We start from the raw sequence: 19,858 nt of genomic DNA on the forward strand, positions 1-19,858 counted from the left end.
CACTTCACTTTAATGTTATTTATGAAATGGCAAAAGAATTAATTAGCCGTCGAATTAAAAAGACAGGAATAAATGATGACAAGCAAACTCACAACTATTGCGCTGGCGCTTGCGGCGCTCACGGTCAGTTCCGCCGTCGCCGCGAAAACGCTGGTGTATTGCTCCGAAGGATCGCCGGAAAACTTTAACCCTCAGCTTTACACCTCGGGAACCAGCGTCGACGCCAGCGCCGTGCCGGTCTATAACCGTCTGGTCGATTTCAAACCCGGCACCACGGAGCTGGTGCCGAGCCTGGCGGAGCGCTGGGAGGTGAGCGACGACGGCAAGGTTTACACCTTCCATCTGCGTCAGGGCGTGAAGTTCCAGAGCAATAAATCCTTCACGCCAACCCGCGACTTTAACGCCGACGACGTGATTTTCTCGTTTATGCGCCAGAAAGACGTGAATCATCCCTACCACAACGTCTCTAACGGCAGCTACTCCAACTTCGAAAGCCTGGAGTTCGGCAGCCTGATAACCGCCATTGATAAAGTCGATGACCACACCGTGCGCTTTACCCTGGCGCACCCGGAAGCGCCGTTTGTCGCCGATCTGGCCTGGTATTTTGCCTCAATCCTTTCGGCGGAGTATGCCGACGCGATGCTGAAAGCGGGCACGCCGGAGAAGGTGGATATGGAGCCCATTGGCACCGGGCCGTTTAAGCTGGCGCAGTATCAGAAGGATTCCCGGATCCTGTTCACGGCGTTTGCCGACTACTGGCAGGGGAAATCGAAGCTGGACAGGCTGGTGTTTAGCATCACCCCGGATGCCTCCGTGCGTTTTGCCAAAATTGAGAAGAACGAATGTCAGGTGATGCCGTTCCCGAACCCGGCGGACCTGCCGCGCATGAAGGCCAATAAAGATATCAACCTGATGAGCAAAGCCGGACTGAATACCGGCTTCCTGGCGTTCAACACGCAGAAGCCGCCGCTGAATAACGTAAAAGTCCGTCAGGCGCTGGCGATGGCCATCAACAAACCGGCCATTATTGACGCGGTGTTCCACGGTACCGGAACGGCGGCGAAGAACCTGCTGCCGCCGGGCGTCTGGAGCGCCGACAGCGAGCTTAAGGATTACGACTACGATCCTGAAAAAGCCAAAGCGCTGCTGAAAGAGGCCGGCTTTGCCAGCGGCGTCAGCATCGATTTATGGGCGATGCCGGTCCAGCGTCCCTATAACCCGAATGCGAAACGCATGGCGGAGATGATTCAGGCGGACTGGGCGAAAATTGACGTACAGACCAAAATCGTTACCTACGAGTGGGGCGAATACCTTAAGCGTGTGAAGGGCGGGGAACATCAGGCTGCGCTGATGGGCTGGACGACCGCAACGGGCGATCCTGACAACTTCTTTGGTCCGCTGTTTACCTGCACCTCGGCGAACGGTGGCTCAAATTCGGCGAAATGGTGCTATAAGCCGTTTGATAAGATCGTTGCTGAAGCCAAATCGATAACCGATCATGATAAACGGGTGGCGCTGTATAAACAGGCTCAGCAGATGATGCATGACCAGATGCCTGCGGTGATGATTGCGCATTCAACGATTTTCGAACCGGTGCGCAAGGAGGTGAAGGGCTATGAAATCGACCCGTTTGGCAAACATCTGTTCTGGCAAGTGGATATAAATCAGTAATTTTTCACTGCCCGGCATGCGTCCGGGCAATCTTTTTGCAATTTGTGCTCCCGGCATCATTTTTTGTCACAACAAACCCGCCAGACTTTTGCTATAACTTCAAATGCATACTTGCAGATAACATGGAAAACTATCATGCGTACTCAAACTTTTTTTAAAGTTGCAGTGCTTACTGGTCTGTTGGCGTTGGCGGGCTGTTCTTCAAAAGTCGCCGCTCCGGAACAATACTCCGGCTTTTTAAAAGATTATTCAGGCTTGCAGCAAACGACCTCGGCGACGGGAAAACCAACGCTGCGTTGGGTCGATCCTTCGTATAACGAAGCCAATTACGACAGCATTCTCTGGACGCCAATTACCTATTATCCAACGCCAAAACCCACCACGCAAATTGGGCAAAAAACGCTTGATGAGTTGTTGAATTACACCAATAACAAAATGAAAACGGCGATTGGTACGCGTAAGCCAGTTGTCACCACGCCGGGTAAACACAGCCTGATTTTCCGTGGCGCGATTACCGGGGTGAGTTCGCAGAAAGAGGGGCTGCAGTTCTATGAAGTGGTGCCTGTTGCGCTGGTGGTTGCCGGGACGCAGATGGCAACCGGACACCGCACCATGGATACGCATCTCTTCTTTGAAGGCGAGCTGATCGATGCGGCCACCAACAAACCGGTTATGAAGGTGGTACGTAAAGGCGAAGGTAAAGAGCTGAATAACGAAAACACACCAATGACCTTTGCGACGCTGAAGCAGGTTGTTGATGACATGGCGACGGACGCAACCATGTTTGATGTGAAAAAGACCGCGAAATAAAATAAAACGGCCTGCGTAATGCAGGCCGTTTTATTTATGCCATTCGTAAGCGTCTGAACCAGGTTTCCGGTTTGGTAAACATCACCATATTTCCTCCCAGAATCAGCACTAATCCCACGATACCGTTGACATGCCAGACGTAGCCTTCATACACCGTGGAGATGGAGAGCGCCACCAACGGAAAGAGCAGCGTGCTGTAGGCCGCTTTGCCCGGGCCAATACGTCCCACCAGCGTGAAGTAGGCGCCAAAGGCAATCACCGAGCCAAACAGGGCCAGATACACCAGCGCGCCGAGATAGCTCACCGTCCATTCCGGCACAAAGCTATCGCCTCTGAACAGCGCAATGCAGCCCATCACCAGCGTGCCATAGAGCATCGCCCAGGCGTTGGTGGTCATGGTTTCAAGGCCTCTGCGCTGATGGCGCATGCTGATCATATTACCCAGCGAGAACCCATACGTGCCGAGTGCGGAAAGGCCAATGCCCGTCAGGAGTGACGCGCTCCAGCCGCTGGCCAGCAGATCGTCCCAGAAGAGGGTGACAATCCCGACCAGCCCCAGCGCCGCCGCCGTCCAGAAACGCGCGGGCGGGCGCTGGCCGAAGAAAATAAAGCTGTTAATGGCGTTATAGAGTACCGCCATGGAGAAGATCACCGACTCCAGCCCGGTATTGATATGTGCCGCTGCCGTGTAAAAACACCAGAAGTTAAAGCAGAAAACACAGCATCCCTGAAGCAGGCAAAAAAGATGATCCCGCAGCGCCAGCGTGCGCAGGCGACGCAGGGCGAGTAACACCACCATCATGGTGAGGCTGGCGACGGCGAAGCGCCAGAAAATCGACACCGGCGCCGCGACGGGGCCCTGCTGCAGGAAAATCGCAATCCAGGTGGTTCCCCAGATAATGACCACGAGTCCGTATAATAATGCGTTCATAGTTGCCTCTTCTTAAACCGCGTAAGCCCGCAGTATGACGCTGAGATGCGTAACGGGCTTTCACCCGCTTGCGGCAGACTTGCAAAATCTTGCGCTTTTTTCTTCTGGAGGGACTGGCAACGGGCAACAACTCTTCTTAGACTGATATTCCGATTCTTCACGCGCTAACGGTTATGTCTCACGCTTACGATACCTTTGAAACGCTTTGCCAACAGAATGCAGTCCTGCGGGAAACCGTCTCGCTGAATTCGGGTATCCAGCTGGCCGCGTGGTACAACAAGCACGACACGATCACCGTAAAGAGCAATCATCATACCCTCAGCCTGTACGTGGCGGACGGCTACGAAAGCTATCAAAAAACGCCAGGAGGCTGGAAGAACGGCGGGGGGCCGGACCGATTCTGCCTGATGCCCAAAGAGAGCGAATCGACGTGGGATATCCGCGATGACCTGTCGTTTGTGCATCTCTACTGCACCGATGAACACCTGCGCGACGTGGGAGAAAAAATCTGGGACAAGCGACCGCTTTCGCTGACCCTGGACGAGCGTATTTTTGGCAGCGACCCGAAGATCACCACGCTGTATCGCCAGTTTTTACTGGGCTGTGACTGGCAGCAGCACGCCAACCAGCTTACCCTGAGCACGGCCTCCACGCTGCTGCTGACCCATCTGCTGCAAAACTACTCAAACGTGCAGTGGAAGCTGCCGGTCGTCACCGGCGGGTTATCGCCGTTTGTTCTGCGCAACGTTCTGGCCTTTATCGAAGAGAACCTGGGGCAGCCCCTGACGCTGGCCGAGCTGGCGGCGCAGGCTGCCCTCAGCGAATACCATTTTGCCCGCATGTTCCGCCAGTCGACGGGGCTGGCACCGCATCAGTACGTGATGCACAGGCGTATGGTCAAAGCGAAAGAGCTGGTGCAGCATACCTCCATGCCACTGACGGACATTGCGCTGGCCTGCGGGTTTAACTCCGCCAGCCACTTCAGCAACCGCTTTCGCAGCGCGACGGGCATGACGCCGTCGCAGCTACGCGCGGCGAGCGCGTGAAAACAGGGCGTAACATACCCCGCCCAGCACCAGCCCCCAGAATGCCGAACCGATGCCCAGGATTGTCACGCCGCTTGCGGTCATCAGAAATGTGACGATAGCCGCGTCGCGCTCCGCTTCGTGACTCAGCGCCTGATATAAACTCCCGCTGATGGTGCCCAGCAGCGCCAGACCGGCGAGCGTCTGGATCCAGCTGAGCGGCAGGGCGGCCATCAGCCCGGTAATGGAGCCACCGAAAATTCCCGCCAGCAGATAAAACCCGCCGGCTGCGATGGCTGCCAGCCAGCGTTTTTCCGCGTCCGGATGTGCATCCGGGCTTTGACAAATGGCGGCAGTAATGGCCGCAATGCAGATAGAAAAGACGCCAAACGGAGAAAACAGCAGCGCCAGTCCACCCGTCACGATGATGAGCGGTGAGGCCGCCAGCGGGTAGCCGGAGGCTTTCATGGTGGCGAAACCCGGTGCATTTTGCGAGGCCATGGTCACGAGGAAGAAGGGCAAGCCAATACTCACCAGGCTGGTGAAGGTGAAGTCAGGCGCAATAAAGTCGGGCATCACCAGAGAAAGGGTGAGCTTATCCGTGACAACGTCACCACCGGCCCAGGCCACGATACCGCCCACCAGCAGCGTGACCACGATGGCATAGCGCGGCGACAACGCTTTTGCGATCAGCCATGCCGCAATCATGCTGCCGCACAGCAGAAAGTGCCCCTCAAGATGCGCAAACGCGTGCAGGCCAAACTGCAGCAGTACCCCGGCCAGCATGGCGGCAGCAAGCGAATGGGGGATCAGCGTCATCAGACGGGCGAAAAGCCCGGTGATGCCGCAGAGCAAAATAAGCGCGTTGGCAAAGATGAACACGCCGATGGTTTCCGCCAGCGTGACGCCGTGCAGGCTGGTGGCGAGCAGCGCCGCGCCGGGCGTTGACCAGGCGGTCAGCACGGGCGCTTTGTACCACCATGAAAGCACCAGCGTGCTGACGCCCATCCCAATCCCCAGCGCGGTCATCCAGCCTGCGATCTGCTGCGCGCTGGCGCCAGCCGCGGCGGCGGCCTGCCAGATGATGGCGGCCGAGCTGGCGTAGCCCACGAGAACGGCGACAAATCCAGCCAGTACGACCGGAACAAGATGAGAGGAAGGGCGCATGAAAACTCCGTTGTGCGTTATAACGTCCGGGGTAAGGTAACACTGTGCGTTATAGCGTACAAGTGGTATGCTCGTCGTCAGGAGGAAATATGGACATCACACAACACCTTGCAGCAACACTGAAAACATTACGCCAGGCACGGGGCTGGAGCCTGTCGAAGCTGGCGGACGAAACCGGCGTATCAAAGGCCATGCTCGGGCAAATCGAGCGAAATGAATCCAGCCCCACGGTGTCGACGCTGTGGAAAATTGCCACGGGACTGAACGTGCCGTTTTCCGCCTTCATCACGCCGGAAGCGGACCGGCAGGCGGTGTTTGACCCGCAGCAGCAGGCGATGGTCGTCAAGCCGCTCTTTCCGTGGGACGAGGCGCTCCGGTTTGATTATTTCTCCATTACCCTGGCCCCCGGCGCCCTGAGTGAATCCACGCCGCATGAGGCGGGGGTGATTGAACATGTGGTGGTGGTCAGCGGCGAGCTGGAGATGAAGCTCGAGGGCAAATGGCAGACGATTTCTGCCGATTCCGGCGTCCGTTTTGCCGGCGATAAACCGCACGCCTACCGCAACAGCAGCGACCGGACGGTGCATTTTCACTCCCTCATTCATTTTCCCCGCTGAGGCTACGCAAAACTGTTTCGCTGACGCAGACTTCTGACTACAATAGCCGCCATTTTGACCATAACGGATAACGACGAAGTATGCGCCTGCAATCCCATCATCTTGAACTTTTAAGCCCGGCCCGTGACGCCGCCATTGCCCGTGAAGCGATCCTTCATGGCGCAGACGCCGTCTACATTGGCGGCCCGGGCTTCGGTGCCCGCCATAACGCCAGCAACAGCCTGAGCGATATTGCTGAGCTGGTGCCGTTCGCCCACCGTTTCGGGGCGAAGGTGTTCGTCACCCTGAACACCATTCTTCATGATGATGAGCTGGAGCCTGCGCAACGTCTGATTACCGATCTCTATCAGGCCGGGGTGGATGCCCTGATCGTTCAGGATATGGGCGTGCTGGAGCTGGATATTCCGCCCATTGAACTGCACGCCAGTACCCAGTGTGATATCCGCACGGTAGAGAAGGCGAAGTTCCTCTCCGACGTCGGCTTTTCGCAGATCGTTCTGGCGCGCGAGCTGAACCTGAATCAAATCCGCGATATTCACCAGGCGACAGACGCGACGATTGAATTCTTCATCCACGGCGCGCTGTGCGTGGCCTATTCCGGCCAGTGCAACATTTCCCACGCGCAGACGGGCCGCAGCGCCAACCGCGGCGACTGCTCTCAGGCCTGCCGTCTGCCGTATACCCTGAAAGACGATCAGGGCCGCGTGGTGGCATTTGAAAAACACCTGCTCTCGATGAAGGATAACGACCAGACCGCCAACCTGGGCGCGCTGATCGACGCGGGCGTGCGTTCCTTCAAGATTGAAGGGCGCTATAAAGATATGAGCTACGTGAAGAATATCACCGCGCACTATCGCCAGATGCTGGACGCCATCATCGAAGATCGCGGTGACCTGGCGCGCGCGTCGGCCGGTCGTACCGAGCATTTCTTTATTCCGTCGACGGACAAAACGTTCCACCGCGGCAGCACGGACTATTTCGTGAATGCCCGTAAAGGGGATATCGGTGCGTTTGACTCACCGAAGTTTATCGGTTTGCCGGTGGGGGAAGTGCTGAAAGTGGCGAAAGATCACCTTGATGTTGCGGTGACGGAGCCGCTGGCGAACGGCGATGGTCTTAACGTGATGATTAAGCGTGAGGTCGTCGGCTTCCGCGCCAACACGGTCGAGAAAACCGGTGAGAACCGCTACCGCGTATGGCCGAATGAAATGCCGGCCGATCTCTACAAGGCACGGCCGAACGCGGCGCTTAACCGTAACCTCGATCATAACTGGCAGCAGGCGCTGCTGAAAACCTCCAGCGAACGTCGTATCGCGGTGGATATTGAACTGGGCGGCTGGGAAGAGCAGCTGATTCTGACCATGACCTGTGAAGACGGCATCAGCGTAACGCATACGCTTGATGGCCTGTTCGAGGTGGCAAACAACGCAGAGAAAGCGCTCAACAGCCTGAAGGATGGCGTCACAAAGCTGGGGCAGACGATTTACTACGCCCGCAACGTTGAGGTCAATCTGCCGGATGCCCTGTTTGTGCCGAACAGTTTGCTCAACCAGTTCCGCCGTGAAACCGCCGAGATGCTGGATGACGCGCGCCTGGCGAACTACCCGCGCGCTAGCCGTAAAGCAGAAACCGTTCCTGCGCCCGTCTACCCGGATACGCATTTATCCTTCCTCGCCAACGTCTACAACCATAAAGCGCGTGAATTCTATCATCGCCACGGCGTGCGGCTGATCGACGCGGCTTATGAGGCGCATGAAGAGAAGGGCGATGTTCCGGTGATGATCACCAAACATTGCCTTCGTTTCGCGTTTAACCTGTGTCCTAAGCAGGCGAAAGGCAACATCAAGAGCTGGAAGGCCACGCCTATGCAGCTCGTAAACGGTGACGAAGTGCTGACCCTCAAATTTGACTGCCGTCCCTGCGAAATGCATGTGATTGGCAAGATGAAAAACCACATCTTCAAAATGCCGCAGCCCGGCAGTGTTGTGGCGTCCGTCAGCCCGGACGATCTGATGAAAACCCTGCCAAAACGCAAGGGCAGCTAACTACCGAACGTGCGTGTCCGGTTTGCGCGATTTCTGCCACAGGTGGTGTTCGCGCAAACCCTCCGCCGACTCCTCCGCCGCGCTTCGCAATTCATCGCTATCGGCTTCATGACGCAGCTGATGATCCACATTCTTTACCCACAGATATTCATGTCCTTTGTGCCCGGCCATAAGCTGGCCTGAAAAGAGGGCACAGATAAGCATCACGAGAGATAAACCTTTTTTAACCATGAAGTCACCGCCGAATAACATTGCGGCTTAATGATGCCGATTATTTATTATTGTTATTATTCAAAAGTTCAAATTAGCGCAAAGGGAATGTCAAAGAGTATGATTTCGGGCGCGCTGCATCTCATCAGAGAACATTACCAGTGCGGGTTAAAAAGGCTGTTTAACCTTCGTTAAGATAACGAGTGTTAGGTTGTATGGGATCCGCAGCCCGGCCATGGAGTGTCGGGACGTAGAGACCAAAATACAAATCTATCCATGCAAGCATTTACCGCCATTTTTTGGCGGTTTTTTTTGCGCATAACGTAGCGGTGTTGGCCGTGGGGTTATGGCGTCACCCGATAGTGCGACTGCACCAGACCCGAAGGAAAGCTGCGGCTGGAGACCAGCGTCAAATCGATATCCCCGGGAAGGGCGCCAAACAGCGATTTTCCCGAACCGAGCAGGACAGGAACGGTTGTGATCACCATATCGGCCACCAGTCCTTCTCGCAGGAACGACTGTATGACTTGCCCACCATCGAGATAGACGCGACGGGCGTTCTGCCTCGCCAGATCGTCGAGCACCTCCTTTGGCGTGCGGCCGGAAAACTGTACTTTGCCCCTCAGCGCGTCGGGTACGGGCGTGTCGACCAGCTGACGGGAGAGCACCAGTACGGGCCGGTCATAAGGCCATGTCTCAAAGGTCCGCACCTTCTCATAGCTCCCACGGCCCATCACGATCCAGTCTTTGTCCGCGATGAAAGCCGTGTAGCCATGATCCTCATTCGGGTCATCGCGCTGCAGCAGCCAGTCGATATCATCATTGTGTCGGGCGATGTAGCCATCAAGACTGGTTGCGATAAAAACGTGTGTGGTGACCATCAGGTTCTCCGTATTCCAGCGAAACCAAAAGACTGACGCCTCAGCGGGCAGTACCGGCATGAGAAAATTGTTTACGGTACTGGGCCGGGGAAATCGCGAACTGCTGGCGAAAATGATGACGCAGCGTCGATGCCTGACCAAACCCGGTCTGTTCCGCGATGCTGTCGATGCTTAAACGACTGCTTTCCAGATAATCTTTCGCCCGCAGCAGGCGCTCATTGAGTAACCAGCGGGCAGGCGTCGTTCCCGTTGCCGCTTCGAAGCGACGCAGAAACGTGCGCTGACTCATACCGACACGGCGCGCCAGCGAGTCGACGCTGTGCGGCTCGGTAAGATGCGTGTGCAGAAAATCAAACAGCTTGCCCAGGCGCTGGCTTTCCCGCAGCTGCGCCACCGGGCGGCTCAGCTGTTGCGGCTGAGATCCATCCCGGTGAGGGGGAATGACAAGCCGCCTCGCCACGCTGTTGGCGGTTTCCATCCCGAAATCCCGACGCACGACGTGCAGACAGAGATCGATCCCCGCCGCGCTGCCTGCGGAAGTCAGGATCTCGCCTTCGTCCTGGTAGAGCACATCCTCGACCACGTCGATGTCAGGGTAGCGGGCTTTAAGCGTCTCAATGTAGCGCCAGTGCGTCGTGGCTTTGCGTCCGTTGAGCAGACCGGAGGCGGCCAGCACAAATACACCCGAGCAGATGGAGAGTAGCTGACAGCCCCGCGCGCTGGCCTGACGTAATGCGTTGCAGAGCGCGTCCGGAACCGGCGAGTCCACCCCCCGCCAGCCCGGCACCACGATCAGATCGGCAGACGCAAGCAGGGAGAGATCGCCATCGGTAATGATGCGGATCCCGCCTGTCGCCCGAAGCTCACCGTTATCAACGCTTGCCACGGCAAAACGATACCAGTCGTCGCCCAGCTCGGGCCGCGGCAGGCCGAAGATTTCCACCGCCACCCCAAACTCAAAGGTACACAGACCGTCATACGCCAGCACCACCACCTTCGGGCGGGCAATCTGTCTTAACGTTGTCATCTTTTTGCTGTTTTCTGGCATAAGCGAGCGCATTCATGAGCTGAATTTGTGGATAGAGTAGTGTTAACACAAACGCCAAAGATGAGGAAGGATCATGAGCTATGTTACTGAATTTCCGGCTGCCGAACCGCAGGAAGCCGTTACCCATTTTCTGCGTCGCCTGAGCGTCGAAACCGACTGCGCCGATGTGCATCATGCCATCACGCATAATGAGCAGGACTTTGTTTTGCTGCACGTGGTGGGGAGCCCGGAGCAGTTTGCCCGTCGCCATGTGCCGGGCGCTCTGCATATGCCGTGGAGCCAGATGACCGCTGAGCGCATGGCCCAATGGCCTGAAGGGACGCTGTTTGTCGTCTACTGCGCAGGGCCGCACTGTAACGGCGCGGACAGAGCCGCGCTGAAGCTGGCGCGTCTCGGGCTGCCGGTCAAAATCATGCTCGGTGGGATCACCGGCTGGGAAGATGAACGCTACGCGTTTGCCAGCGAGGCGTCCGTCGCCGCGCTGTGAAGATGAATTTTTTTCAACATACGTGAAATTTTCTCGTTTGCCGGCACCGATGAGGTATGACATTGTTTTTGGACATTTAGACATCCAGAAGTCTAAAGCTTCAAATGATAAATTATCACTGCGGGCAATTATTGCCGGCAGACTGAGGAGATTTCCATGCAACGACACCACGCCCCGTTCCGTGCCGACGTAGTCGGCAGTTTTTTACGCCCGGATGCCATCAAGCAGGCTCGCCTGAAATTTGCCAGCGGTGAGATTGATGCCGGGCAGCTTCGCGCGGTGGAGGACGAGGCCATTCGCCACGTCGTCGAGCAGCAGTGTGCGTGCGGCCTGCATGTGGTGACCGACGGTGAGTTTCGTCGTGCCTGGTGGCACTTCGACTTCTTCGACGGTCTTCAGGGCGTTGAGCGTTACGATTCCCAGCAGGGCATCCAGTTTAACGGCGTGCAAACCAAAGCCCACGGCGTGCGCGTCACCGGCAAGCTGGGCTTTGGCGAGCACCCGATGCTGGACGATTTCCGCTATCTGAAAAGCATCAGCGGTAACGCCCAGCCAAAAATGACCATTCCGAGCCCAAGCGTGCTGCACTTCCGCGGCGGTCGCAAAGATATTGATGCGACCGTGTATCCGGACCTTGACGTCTATTTCGATGACCTGGCGACCACGTGGCGTGATGCCATCCGGGCCTTCTACGACGCGGGCTGCCGTTATCTGCAGCTGGATGACACCGTCTGGGCCTATCTCTGTTCGGACGACCAGCGCCGTCAGATCCGCGAGCGCGGCGACGACGCCGATGAGCTGGCGCGCATCTATGCCCGCGTGCTGAACAAGGCGCTGGAGGGCAAGCCGGACGATCTGACCATCGGACTGCACGTCTGTCGCGGCAATTTCCGTTCCACCTGGATTTCCGAAGGCGGCTACGAGCCGGTAGCGGACGTGCTGTTCGGAACGGTCAACGTTGACGCCTTCTTCCTCGAATATGATAACGACCGCAGCGGGGATTTCGCGCCCCTGCGCTTTGTTCGCCCGGGCAAACAGCAGGTGGTGTTGGGTCTTATCACTACAAAAAACGGCGAGCTGGAGAATCCGGAGGGAATTAAAGCCCGTCTTGAAGAGGCGGCGAAATACGTGGCAAAAGAGCAGATTTGCCTCAGCCCGCAGTGCGGCTTTGCCTCGACCGAAGAGGGCAACAGCCTGAGCGAAGCCCAGCAGTGGGACAAAGTCCGGCTGGTCACGCAGATCGCCAGCGAAGTCTGGTAACCCCGTTATACGACGCTGCATTATAAAAGTGCAGCGCTGTACCATTCTGAGTCGTTCTCTTTACATCCGGCGTTCCCCTCCCAGAAATAGCGCTTTCTCCATTCTGGCACTCTTTTTGCTCCTGCTTCGCTGACACTTTTTTTTCCGCGTCCACGCCGTACCGGACGTTTTCGCACAGCGTTCTTTTTCAGGAGTGAAAATATGCAGCGTCGTACCTTATTAAAAGCTTTTGCGTTATCCGCGTCCGTCGTGGCGATGGGGATGAGTTTTGGCGCGCAGGCGGCCGATACCATCAAGGTGGGGATCATGCATTCGCTGTCCGGCACCATGGCCATCTCTGAAACCCCGCTGAAAGACGTCGCGCTGATGACCATCGATGAGATCAACGCCAAAGGCGGCGTGCTGGGCAAGAAACTGGAGCCGGTGGTGGTGGATCCGGCCTCAAACTGGCCGCTGTTTGCCGAGAAGGCGCGTCAGCTGCTGAGCCAGGATAAAGTGGCGGTGGTATTTGGCTGCTGGACGTCGGTGTCGCGCAAATCCGTACTGCCGGTTTTCGAGGAGCTGAACGGCCTGCTGTTCTATCCGGTGCAGTATGAGGGCGAGGAAATGTCGCCAAACGTCTTCTATACCGGCGCGGCGCCGAACCAGCAGGCCATCCCGGCGGTGGAATACCTGATGAGCGAAGACGGCGGCGCGGCGAAACGCTTCTTCCTGCTGGGAACCGATTACGTCTATCCGCGCACCACCAACAAGATCCTGCGCGCGTTCCTGCATTCGAAAGGGGTGGAGGATAAGGACATCGAAGAGGTTTATACCCCGTTTGGCCATAGCGACTACCAGACCATCGTCGCCAACATTAAAAAATTCTCCGCGGGCGGCAAAACTGCCGTGGTGTCGACCATCAACGGTGATTCTAACGTGCCGTTCTACAAAGAGCTGGCTAACCAGGGGCTGAAGGCGACGGACGTGCCGGTGGTGGCGTTCTCCGTGGGTGAAGAAGAGCTGCGCGGGATCGACACCAAACCGCTGGTGGGTAACCTGGCAGCCTGGAACTACTTTGAGTCCGTGGATAACCCGACTAACCAGGCGTTTGTAGCGGATTACAAAGCCTATGCGAAGGCGCACAAGATGCCGAACGCCGATACCGTCGTAACTAACGATCCGATGGAAGCCACCTACGTAGGTATTCACATGTGGGCGCAGGCGGTGGAAAAAGCGGGCACTACCGATGTGGACAAAGTGCGTGCGGCGATGGCCGGTCAGTCCTTTAAGGCGCCGTCAGGCTTTACGCTCACCATGGATGCCACCAACCATCATCTGCACAAGCCGGTCATGATCGGTGAAATCGAAGGCAACGGTCAGTTTAACGTGGTGTGGCAGACCGAACAGCCGGTACGCGCCCAGCCGTGGAGCCCGTTCATCGCCGGGAATGATAAAAAACCCGACCAGCCGATGAAAACCGCCAGCAACTAAGCCATTACCGCAGGGAGAAACGTCATGAACGCCATGCGCCTGTTCATCGCTCTTGTATGGCTTTCCGGACTGCTGCCAGGGATGGTGCAGGCATCGGATGCCGATCGTTTTGTTGCCGCCAGCCGCAGCCAGCAGGCGGATTTGTTGACGCAGTGGGCCGCCGCGCCGGATGCGTCAAGACTGCCGCTCCTTGAGGCGCTGCAAAAGGAAAATCTCTACGTCGATACGCAAAAGCACGCCTTTGCACAACGCGATGGCAACGTCATCCCGCTGGGGGACAGTCAGACGGCAGAGGGCCCAACCAAAGCCGTGCGCCTGACGAACCGGCTGCGCGTGCTGGCTGCAACTGCTATCGCCACGCATCAGCTGGTGAGTGACAGTGTCACCGAAAGGCGGGCGGCGGCGCGTCAGCTGCAGCGCGATGCCCAGCCCGGGATGCTCGCTTTTCTGGAAAAGCGTGTGAACGATGAGACGGACGCCGTGGCGCGTCAGGCGCTGCTGCTGGCGGTCGCGAATCTCCAGCTGGCCAGCCCGCAGCCGGAAGTGCGTCGCAAGGCCGTCGAATTGTTAGGCCAGTCAGACGATCCGGACATGCAGTCCAGGCTTACCCCGTTTACCCTGCCACAGACGGAGCCGGATAGCGCGGTGCGCGCGGCCGCAGAAGAGAGTCTTAGCCAGATCCAACACCGCCTGATGTGGGGCGACCTGCTGGGCCAGGCGTTTATGGGGCTGTCCCTTGGGTCGGTGCTGCTGCTGGCCGCGCTGGGGCTGGCTATCACCTACGGCCTGCTGGGCGTGATTAATATGGCCCACGGCGAGATGCTGATGCTGGGGGCATATGCGACCTGGATGGTGCAGCAGGCGATGGCCGGGCTTGCGCCCCAGTGGCTGGCGCTCTATCCCGTTATCGCCTTGCCGGTCGCGTTCTGCCTGACGGCGGGCATTGGAATGGTGCTGGAGCGCACGGTGATCCGTCATCTGTACGGTCGTCCGCTGGAAACGCTGCTGGCGACGTGGGGCATCAGCCTGATGCTTATCCAGCTGGTGCGCATGACCTTTGGCGCCCAGAACCTGGAGGTGGCGAACCCGGCATGGCTCTCCGGCGGGGTGCAGGTTTTTGCCAACCTGACGCTGCCGTGGAACCGCATCGTGGTGCTGGGCTTCGTGCTGCTGGTGCTGTTCTTTACCTGGCTCATTCTGAATAAAACCCGTCTGGGGCTTAACGTGCGGGCGGTGACGCAAAACCGCAGCATGGCCGCCTGCTGCGGGGTACCGACAGGGCGCGTCGATATGCTGGCGTTCGGGCTTGGCTCCGGGATTGCGGGGTTAGGCGGCGTGGCGCTATCGCAGCTCGGTAACGTCGGACCTGAGCTGGGCCAGGGCTATATCATTGACTCCTTCCTTGTGGTGGTGCTCGGAGGCGTAGGCCAGCTGGCAGGCAGCGTGGCCGCGGCGTTTGGTCTGGGGATCTTTAATAAAATCCTCGAACCCCAGATGGGGGCGGTGCTGGGCAAGATCGTGATTCTGGTGGCGATCGTGCTGTTTATTCAGAAACGCCCGCAGGGGTTGTTTGCGCTGAAAGGGAGGGTGATTGACTGATGAGCCAGCCGCTGACCTTAACGCTGGCGCGCAAAGCGCCACGCACCACGCAGATAGCGGGCAGCCTGCTGGTGGTGTGTTTGCTGATACTGCCGTTTTTCGCCTTGCTGCCTGCGACGCATCCGCTGGCGTTGTCGACCTGGATGCTGACGCTGATTGGCAAAATCCTCTGCTATGCCATCGTGGCGGTGGCGCTGGATCTGGTGTGGGGCTATGCCGGCATGCTGTCCCTTGGGCACGGCCTCTTCTTCGCCCTGGGCGGCTATGCGATGGGCATGTACCTGATGCGCCAGGCGTCAGGTGACGGTCTGCCCGCGTTCATGTCGTTTCTCTCCTGGAGCGAGCTGCCCTGGTTCTGGTGGGGCACCCAGCATTTTGCCTGGGCGCTGGTGCTGATTGTGCTGGTGCCGGGCCTGCTGGCGCTGGTGTTTGGCTGGTTTGCCTTCCGCTCGAAGATCAAAGGGGTCTATTTCTCGATTATGACCCAGGCGCTGACCTATGCCGGGATGCTGCTGTTCTTTCGCAACGAAACCGGGTTTGGCGGCAATAACGGCTTTACCGGTTTTACCACGCTGCTCGGGTTTTCGGTAACGGAAACGACCACCCGCATCGCGCTGTTCCTGGCGACCGTGCTGTTGCTGCTTCTGGCCCTGGGCACCGGGTTTGCGCTGGCGAAAAGCAAGTTTGGCCGCATTCTGACCGCCGTGCGCGACGCCGAAAACCGCCTGACCTTTTGCGGCTACGATCCGCGCGGGTTCAAGCTGCTGGTGTGGACGCTTTCTGCCGTGCTGTGCGGTCTGGCGGGGGCGCTTTACGTCCCACAGGTCGGCATTATTAACCCCGGTGAAATGTCGCCGACGAACTCGATAGAGGCCGCCATCTGGGTGGCGCTGGGCGGGCGCGGCACGCTGGTGGGGCCGGTGATTGGCGCGGCGCTGGTGAACGGGGCGAAGAGTTTCTTCACCGTCGCGATGCCGGAGTACTGGCAGCTGTTTCTGGGGCTGATTTTTATCGCCGTCACGCTGTTCTTGCCGGGCGGCGTCTACGGTCTGTTGCGTAAGGGAGAGAAATAATGCAGCCAACGGAAGGATTATTTACCCGCCAGCTGCCCGGCGATCGCTACCGGGACCAGACTGACCCTGTACTTCAGCTTGAATCCATTAACGTCAATTTTGATGGTTTTCAGGCCCTGACCGATCTCTCGCTGAATATCGGCGTGGGCGAGCTGCGCTGCGTGATTGGCCCCAACGGTGCGGGTAAAACCACGCTGATGGACGTCATCACCGGCAAAACGCGGCCAAAGAGCGGCAGGGCGATTTACGATCAGTCCATCGACCTGACCGCGCTGGAGCCTGCGGCCATCGCCCGCCAGGGCATCGGGCGTAAATTCCAGAAGCCCACGGTCTTTGAGGCGCTGACGGTGTGGGAAAACCTGGAGATCGCCATGAAAACGGATAAATCCGTCTGGGCGAGCCTGCGGGCAAAACTCAACGGCGAGCAGCGTGACCGCATTGACGAGATGCTGGTTTTGCTGCGCCTTAGCGCGGAGCGCGACCGACGGGCCGGGCTGCTTTCCCACGGACAGAAACAGTTCCTGGAGATCGGCATGCTGCTGGTGCAGGACCCGCATCTGCTGCTGCTGGATGAACCCGCCGCCGGAATGACCGACGCGGAAACGGAATACACCGCAGAGCTGTTCAAATCGCTGGCGGGCAAGCACTCCCTGATGGTGGTGGAGCACGATATGGGCTTTGTAGAAACGATTGCCGACCACGTGACGGTGCTGCATCAGGGGCGGGTGTTGGCGGAAGGGTCGCTGCGTGAGGTGCAGGCCAACGAGCAGGTGATTGAGGTCTATCTGGGACGTTAAGGAGAGGGAATGTTACAGGTCAACGAACTGAATCAGTATTACGGCGGCAGCCATATCCTGCGCGGCGTGAGCTTTGAGGCCGTCACCGGCGAAGTCACCTGCCTGCTGGGGCGCAACGGCGTGGGGAAAACCACACTGCTGAAGTGTCTGATGGGGCTGATCCCGGCGAAAACCGGGGAGGTCATCTGGCAGGGGAAAACGATTACCCACAGCAAACCGCACCAGCGGGTGCAGTCTGGCGTGGCGTATGTCCCGCAGGGACGCGAGATTTTTCCGCGCCTGACCGTGGAGGAGAATCTCCTGCTGGGGCTATCGCGGTTTTCCGCCCGCGAGGCGAAGCAGGTGCCGGAGGAGATCTGGCAGCTGTTCCCGGTGCTCAAAGAGATGAAGCACCGTCGCGGGGGCGATCTCTCGGGTGGGCAGCAGCAGCAGCTGGCGATTGGTCGCGCGCTGGCGAGTCGTCCGCGGCTGCTTATCCTGGATGAACCGACCGAAGGCATACAGCCTTCCGTCATTAAAGAGATCGGCCACGTGATCCGCACCCTGGCAAACAGAGGCGACATGGCGATCCTGCTTGTTGAGCAGTTTTACGACTTTGCCGCCGAGCTGGCCGACAGCTATTTGCTGATGTCCCGCGGCACCATTATTCAGCGCGGGCGGGGTGAAAATATGGAGCAGGAGGGCGTTCGCGGGCTGGTTGCGATCTGAAATGTTATAATATAACATTCTCATTCTTATAAAACGGAATGAGGGCGTTACTTTGGCTGCACATATTGGGAAATTTGCCATGACTCTGGGGGCGCTGCTGGTCAGCGGCCAGCTGTTTGCTCACTCGCACGGCCACCAGATGACCGAAGCAGAACAGAAAGCGGCGAACGGCGTGTTTGAGGATAAAGACGTGAAGGACAGAGCGCTGTCTGACTGGGACGGCACCTGGCAGTCGGTCTATCCGTTCCTGCTCGATGGTTCGCTGGATCCGGTCTTTAAGCAGAAAGCGCAGAAGGATAAAAGCAAATCCTTTGATGAGGTGAAAGCCTACTACCGCACGGGTTATGCGACGGACGTGGATGCCATCGGCATCGAAAATAACGTGATGGAATTCCATCAGGGGAAAACGGTCAGCCGCTGCCAGTATGATTACAGCGGCTACAAAATTCTGACCTACGCGTCAGGCAAGAAAGGCGTGCGCTATCTCTTTGAGTGCAAGGACGCCAGCAGCAAGGCGCCGAAGTTTGTCCAGTTCAGCGACCATACCATCGGACCGAAGGCCTCTTCGCACTTCCATATTTTCATGGGCAATACCTCCCACGAGGCGCTGCTGAAAGAGATGGATAACTGGCCGACCTATTATCCGAACGAGATGTATAAAGAGCAGGTGGTGGAGGAGATGTTGCACCACTAGGTTTTTGCTTTTGCCGGGTGGCGGCTTCGCCTTACCCGGCCTACATTTGCTACGCCGCTTTGGGTGACTCGCACCATGCCTTCACGCTCATCCCGCGCAAAATCATCAGCCACGCCACAATAATCGCGGCCATCATAATCACAAACAGCGACCAGTGCGGCAGGTTGGTCAGGATGATACCGGTGATCATCGGGTTTGCCGCCGCGCCGAGCCAGCCCAGCGCCTGCGCAGAGAAATAGCTCGCCTTCATTCCCGGTGGCGCAATGTTGTCAATCAGCATGTATTCACCCGGGGCATAGATAATCTCTCCCAGCGTAAAGATGGCGGCAGCGATACCCCAGTAAACCAGGTTTTCCCCGGAGAGCATAAAGCCGCCCAGCCCCACGATAAAAAACAGGGTGGCGAGGGACATCAGCGGGCGGATATTGCTGGCTGAGATCTTACGGCCCAGCGCATATTGCAGCGTTACCACCACGGCGGCGTTGACGGGCAGCACCACGGCGACCACCTTTTCGGCGAAATCACTGTCCGCATGTGCAGCGAGAACGTATTGCGAAATACAGCTCGCGAACGACCCGCCCACGTACGACGCCAGCAGGCCAGAGAGCGTGTACCAGAACAGCGCGCGGTCTTTCAGCAAGACCGACGGCTGCCACGGCGTCTTCTCCTCGGCGGTATCTAACGCCACGCTTTTCTGCACAAAGAAGTGGATAAAGCCCAGCGGCAGGGCGGCACAGAAGGCTGCCAGCCAGAACGGCAGCTGCAGGCTGTACATCACCAGCAGGGTGCCAATCGGCGGGCCGACCGTCCAGCCAATGTTCAGGAAGCTGTAGTTTAGCGAGAAGACCCGCGCCTTCTGGCTGGAGGTGAGCACGTCGGAGAACCAGGCTTTCAGCACCGTCGAAAAGACGGAGTAGGCGCAGTTGATCAGCGCAAAAAAAAGCACCACCAGCGTGACGTTATTGACCAGCGGGATCGCCACAAATCCGGCGATAAAGGCTACGATGGCGATCAGCATGTAACGTTTTTTATCAAACTTATCGGCCAGAATGCCAAATCCCAGGCTGAACACCACGCCAATGGTCAGCGCCACGGTCAGGGCATAACCAATATTCTCGACGCTCATGCTGTAGACGCGCGTGAGATAGATGGTCATGAACGGCAGCGTTGCCCCTCTACCGATGGTTAATAACAATGACGATGCCAGCAGCGCTGCGGTTGAGCGCCTGAGAGATGGTTTCATATTCCTGCCCGACAGTTGCTTATGCTTTTATTCGATGTGTGTTAACAGGATTACCATGACATAAGGGGCTTGTATAGCACCCGATTTATCCCTAAGTGCTTCAGCTGCCTGCCAGAAAT

19 protein-coding genes are annotated in these 19,858 nt (G+C 57.7%); 13 read left to right on the forward strand and 6 right to left on the reverse strand.

Annotated features, from left to right (window positions below):
* The first annotated feature begins 75 nt into the window (after window positions 1-75).
* Complete coding sequence (locus PI91_RS13735; RefSeq protein ID WP_023344122.1) at window positions 76-1,671, forward strand: ABC transporter substrate-binding protein; 1,596 nt, start codon at window positions 76-78, stop codon at window positions 1,669-1,671.
* A 135-nt stretch (window positions 1,672-1,806) separates the two neighbouring features.
* The gene (locus PI91_RS13740; RefSeq protein ID WP_008502258.1) at window positions 1,807-2,481 is read left to right on the forward strand and encodes a DUF3313 domain-containing protein; all 675 of its coding nucleotides are present in this window, start codon (window positions 1,807-1,809) and stop codon (window positions 2,479-2,481) included.
* Between the two features lie 34 nt (window positions 2,482-2,515).
* Here the strand turns inward: PI91_RS13740 and PI91_RS13745 are convergent, their stop codons facing one another.
* Window positions 2,516-3,412, reverse strand: coding sequence for a DMT family transporter (locus PI91_RS13745; protein ID WP_008502257.1), 897 nt, complete (start codon window positions 3,410-3,412; stop codon window positions 2,516-2,518).
* 173 nt (window positions 3,413-3,585) lie between these two features.
* Between PI91_RS13745 and PI91_RS13750 the strand changes: the two genes are divergently transcribed.
* On the forward strand, window positions 3,586-4,458 hold the full coding sequence (locus PI91_RS13750; RefSeq protein WP_023292442.1) for a helix-turn-helix transcriptional regulator: 873 nt from the start codon (window positions 3,586-3,588) through the stop codon (window positions 4,456-4,458).
* Here PI91_RS13750 and PI91_RS13755 read toward each other — a convergent pair.
* Window positions 4,438-5,604 carry a benzoate/H(+) symporter BenE family transporter gene (locus PI91_RS13755; protein ID WP_023344123.1) on the reverse strand — a complete coding sequence of 389 codons (1,167 nt, stop codon included), beginning with the start codon at window positions 5,602-5,604 and terminating at the stop codon, window positions 4,438-4,440. The genes PI91_RS13750 and PI91_RS13755 overlap by 21 nt on opposite strands.
* 89 nt (window positions 5,605-5,693) lie before the next feature.
* Between PI91_RS13755 and PI91_RS13760 the strand changes: the two genes are divergently transcribed.
* Both PI91_RS13760 and PI91_RS13765 read left to right on the forward strand, forming a co-directional pair.
* Entirely contained in the window at window positions 5,694-6,221 is a 528-nt protein-coding gene (locus PI91_RS13760; RefSeq protein WP_023344124.1) for a helix-turn-helix domain-containing protein, read from the forward strand.
* An 80-nt stretch (window positions 6,222-6,301) separates the two neighbouring features.
* Window positions 6,302-8,266, forward strand: a complete 1,965-nt coding sequence (locus PI91_RS13765) for a U32 family peptidase (protein ID WP_023344125.1) — start codon at window positions 6,302-6,304, stop codon at window positions 8,264-8,266.
* Here PI91_RS13765 and PI91_RS13770 read toward each other — a convergent pair whose 3' ends face one another.
* From PI91_RS13770 to ftrA, 3 genes are all read right to left on the reverse strand, one after another.
* Window positions 8,267-8,497, reverse strand: coding sequence for a DUF2554 family protein (locus PI91_RS13770; RefSeq protein WP_008502251.1), 231 nt, complete (start codon window positions 8,495-8,497; stop codon window positions 8,267-8,269).
* Between the two features lie 323 nt (window positions 8,498-8,820).
* The gene (locus PI91_RS13775; RefSeq protein WP_023344127.1) at window positions 8,821-9,357 is read right to left on the reverse strand and encodes a dihydrofolate reductase family protein; all 537 of its coding nucleotides are present in this window, start codon (window positions 9,355-9,357) and stop codon (window positions 8,821-8,823) included.
* A 40-nt stretch (window positions 9,358-9,397) separates the two neighbouring features.
* The gene (gene ftrA, locus PI91_RS13780; RefSeq protein WP_023344128.1) at window positions 9,398-10,405 is read right to left on the reverse strand and encodes a transcriptional regulator FtrA; all 1,008 of its coding nucleotides are present in this window, start codon (window positions 10,403-10,405) and stop codon (window positions 9,398-9,400) included.
* A gap of 73 nt (window positions 10,406-10,478) precedes the next feature.
* Between ftrA and PI91_RS13785 the strand changes: the two genes are divergently transcribed.
* The 8 genes from PI91_RS13785 to zinT all read left to right on the forward strand — a co-directional run bounded on the left by PI91_RS13785 (window position 10,479) and on the right by zinT (window position 18,496).
* Window positions 10,479-10,892 (forward strand): rhodanese-like domain-containing protein, encoded by a 414-nt coding sequence (locus PI91_RS13785; protein WP_008502248.1) that lies wholly within the window; start codon window positions 10,479-10,481, stop codon window positions 10,890-10,892.
* A 156-nt stretch (window positions 10,893-11,048) separates the two neighbouring features.
* A complete protein-coding gene (locus tag PI91_RS13790; protein WP_023344129.1) occupies window positions 11,049-12,152 on the forward strand; it encodes a cobalamin-independent methionine synthase II family protein in 1,104 nt (367 codons plus the stop codon).
* 201 nt (window positions 12,153-12,353) lie between these two features.
* Window positions 12,354-13,625 (forward strand): urea ABC transporter substrate-binding protein, encoded by a 1,272-nt coding sequence (gene urtA / locus PI91_RS13795; protein ID WP_039266387.1) that lies wholly within the window; start codon window positions 12,354-12,356, stop codon window positions 13,623-13,625.
* Between the two features lie 24 nt (window positions 13,626-13,649).
* A complete protein-coding gene (gene urtB / locus PI91_RS13800) occupies window positions 13,650-15,224 on the forward strand; it encodes an urea ABC transporter permease subunit UrtB (RefSeq protein ID WP_023344131.1) in 1,575 nt (524 codons plus the stop codon).
* The gene (gene urtC / locus PI91_RS13805) at window positions 15,224-16,297 is read left to right on the forward strand and encodes an urea ABC transporter permease subunit UrtC (RefSeq protein WP_023344132.1); all 1,074 of its coding nucleotides are present in this window, start codon (window positions 15,224-15,226) and stop codon (window positions 16,295-16,297) included. The genes urtB and urtC overlap by 1 nt, the downstream gene beginning before the upstream one ends.
* Entirely contained in the window at window positions 16,297-17,094 is a 798-nt protein-coding gene (urtD, locus tag PI91_RS13810) for an urea ABC transporter ATP-binding protein UrtD (RefSeq protein ID WP_023327458.1), read from the forward strand. Before urtC ends, urtD begins: the two co-directional genes overlap by 1 nt.
* 9 nt (window positions 17,095-17,103) lie before the next feature.
* The gene (gene urtE, locus PI91_RS13815) at window positions 17,104-17,802 is read left to right on the forward strand and encodes an urea ABC transporter ATP-binding subunit UrtE (RefSeq protein ID WP_023327459.1); all 699 of its coding nucleotides are present in this window, start codon (window positions 17,104-17,106) and stop codon (window positions 17,800-17,802) included.
* A 52-nt stretch (window positions 17,803-17,854) separates the two neighbouring features.
* The gene (gene zinT, locus PI91_RS13820; protein ID WP_023344133.1) at window positions 17,855-18,496 is read left to right on the forward strand and encodes a metal-binding protein ZinT; all 642 of its coding nucleotides are present in this window, start codon (window positions 17,855-17,857) and stop codon (window positions 18,494-18,496) included.
* A 49-nt stretch (window positions 18,497-18,545) separates the two neighbouring features.
* Here the strand turns inward: zinT and ydeE are convergent, their stop codons facing one another.
* A complete protein-coding gene (gene ydeE / locus PI91_RS13825) occupies window positions 18,546-19,739 on the reverse strand; it encodes an efflux MFS transporter YdeE (protein ID WP_023292430.1) in 1,194 nt (397 codons plus the stop codon).
* Window positions 19,740-19,858: the final 119 nt, after the last annotated feature.

The sequence above is a fragment of the Enterobacter sp. FB genome (assembly GCF_000805795.1).
GTDB lineage: Bacteria > Pseudomonadota > Gammaproteobacteria > Enterobacterales > Enterobacteriaceae > Enterobacter > Enterobacter roggenkampii.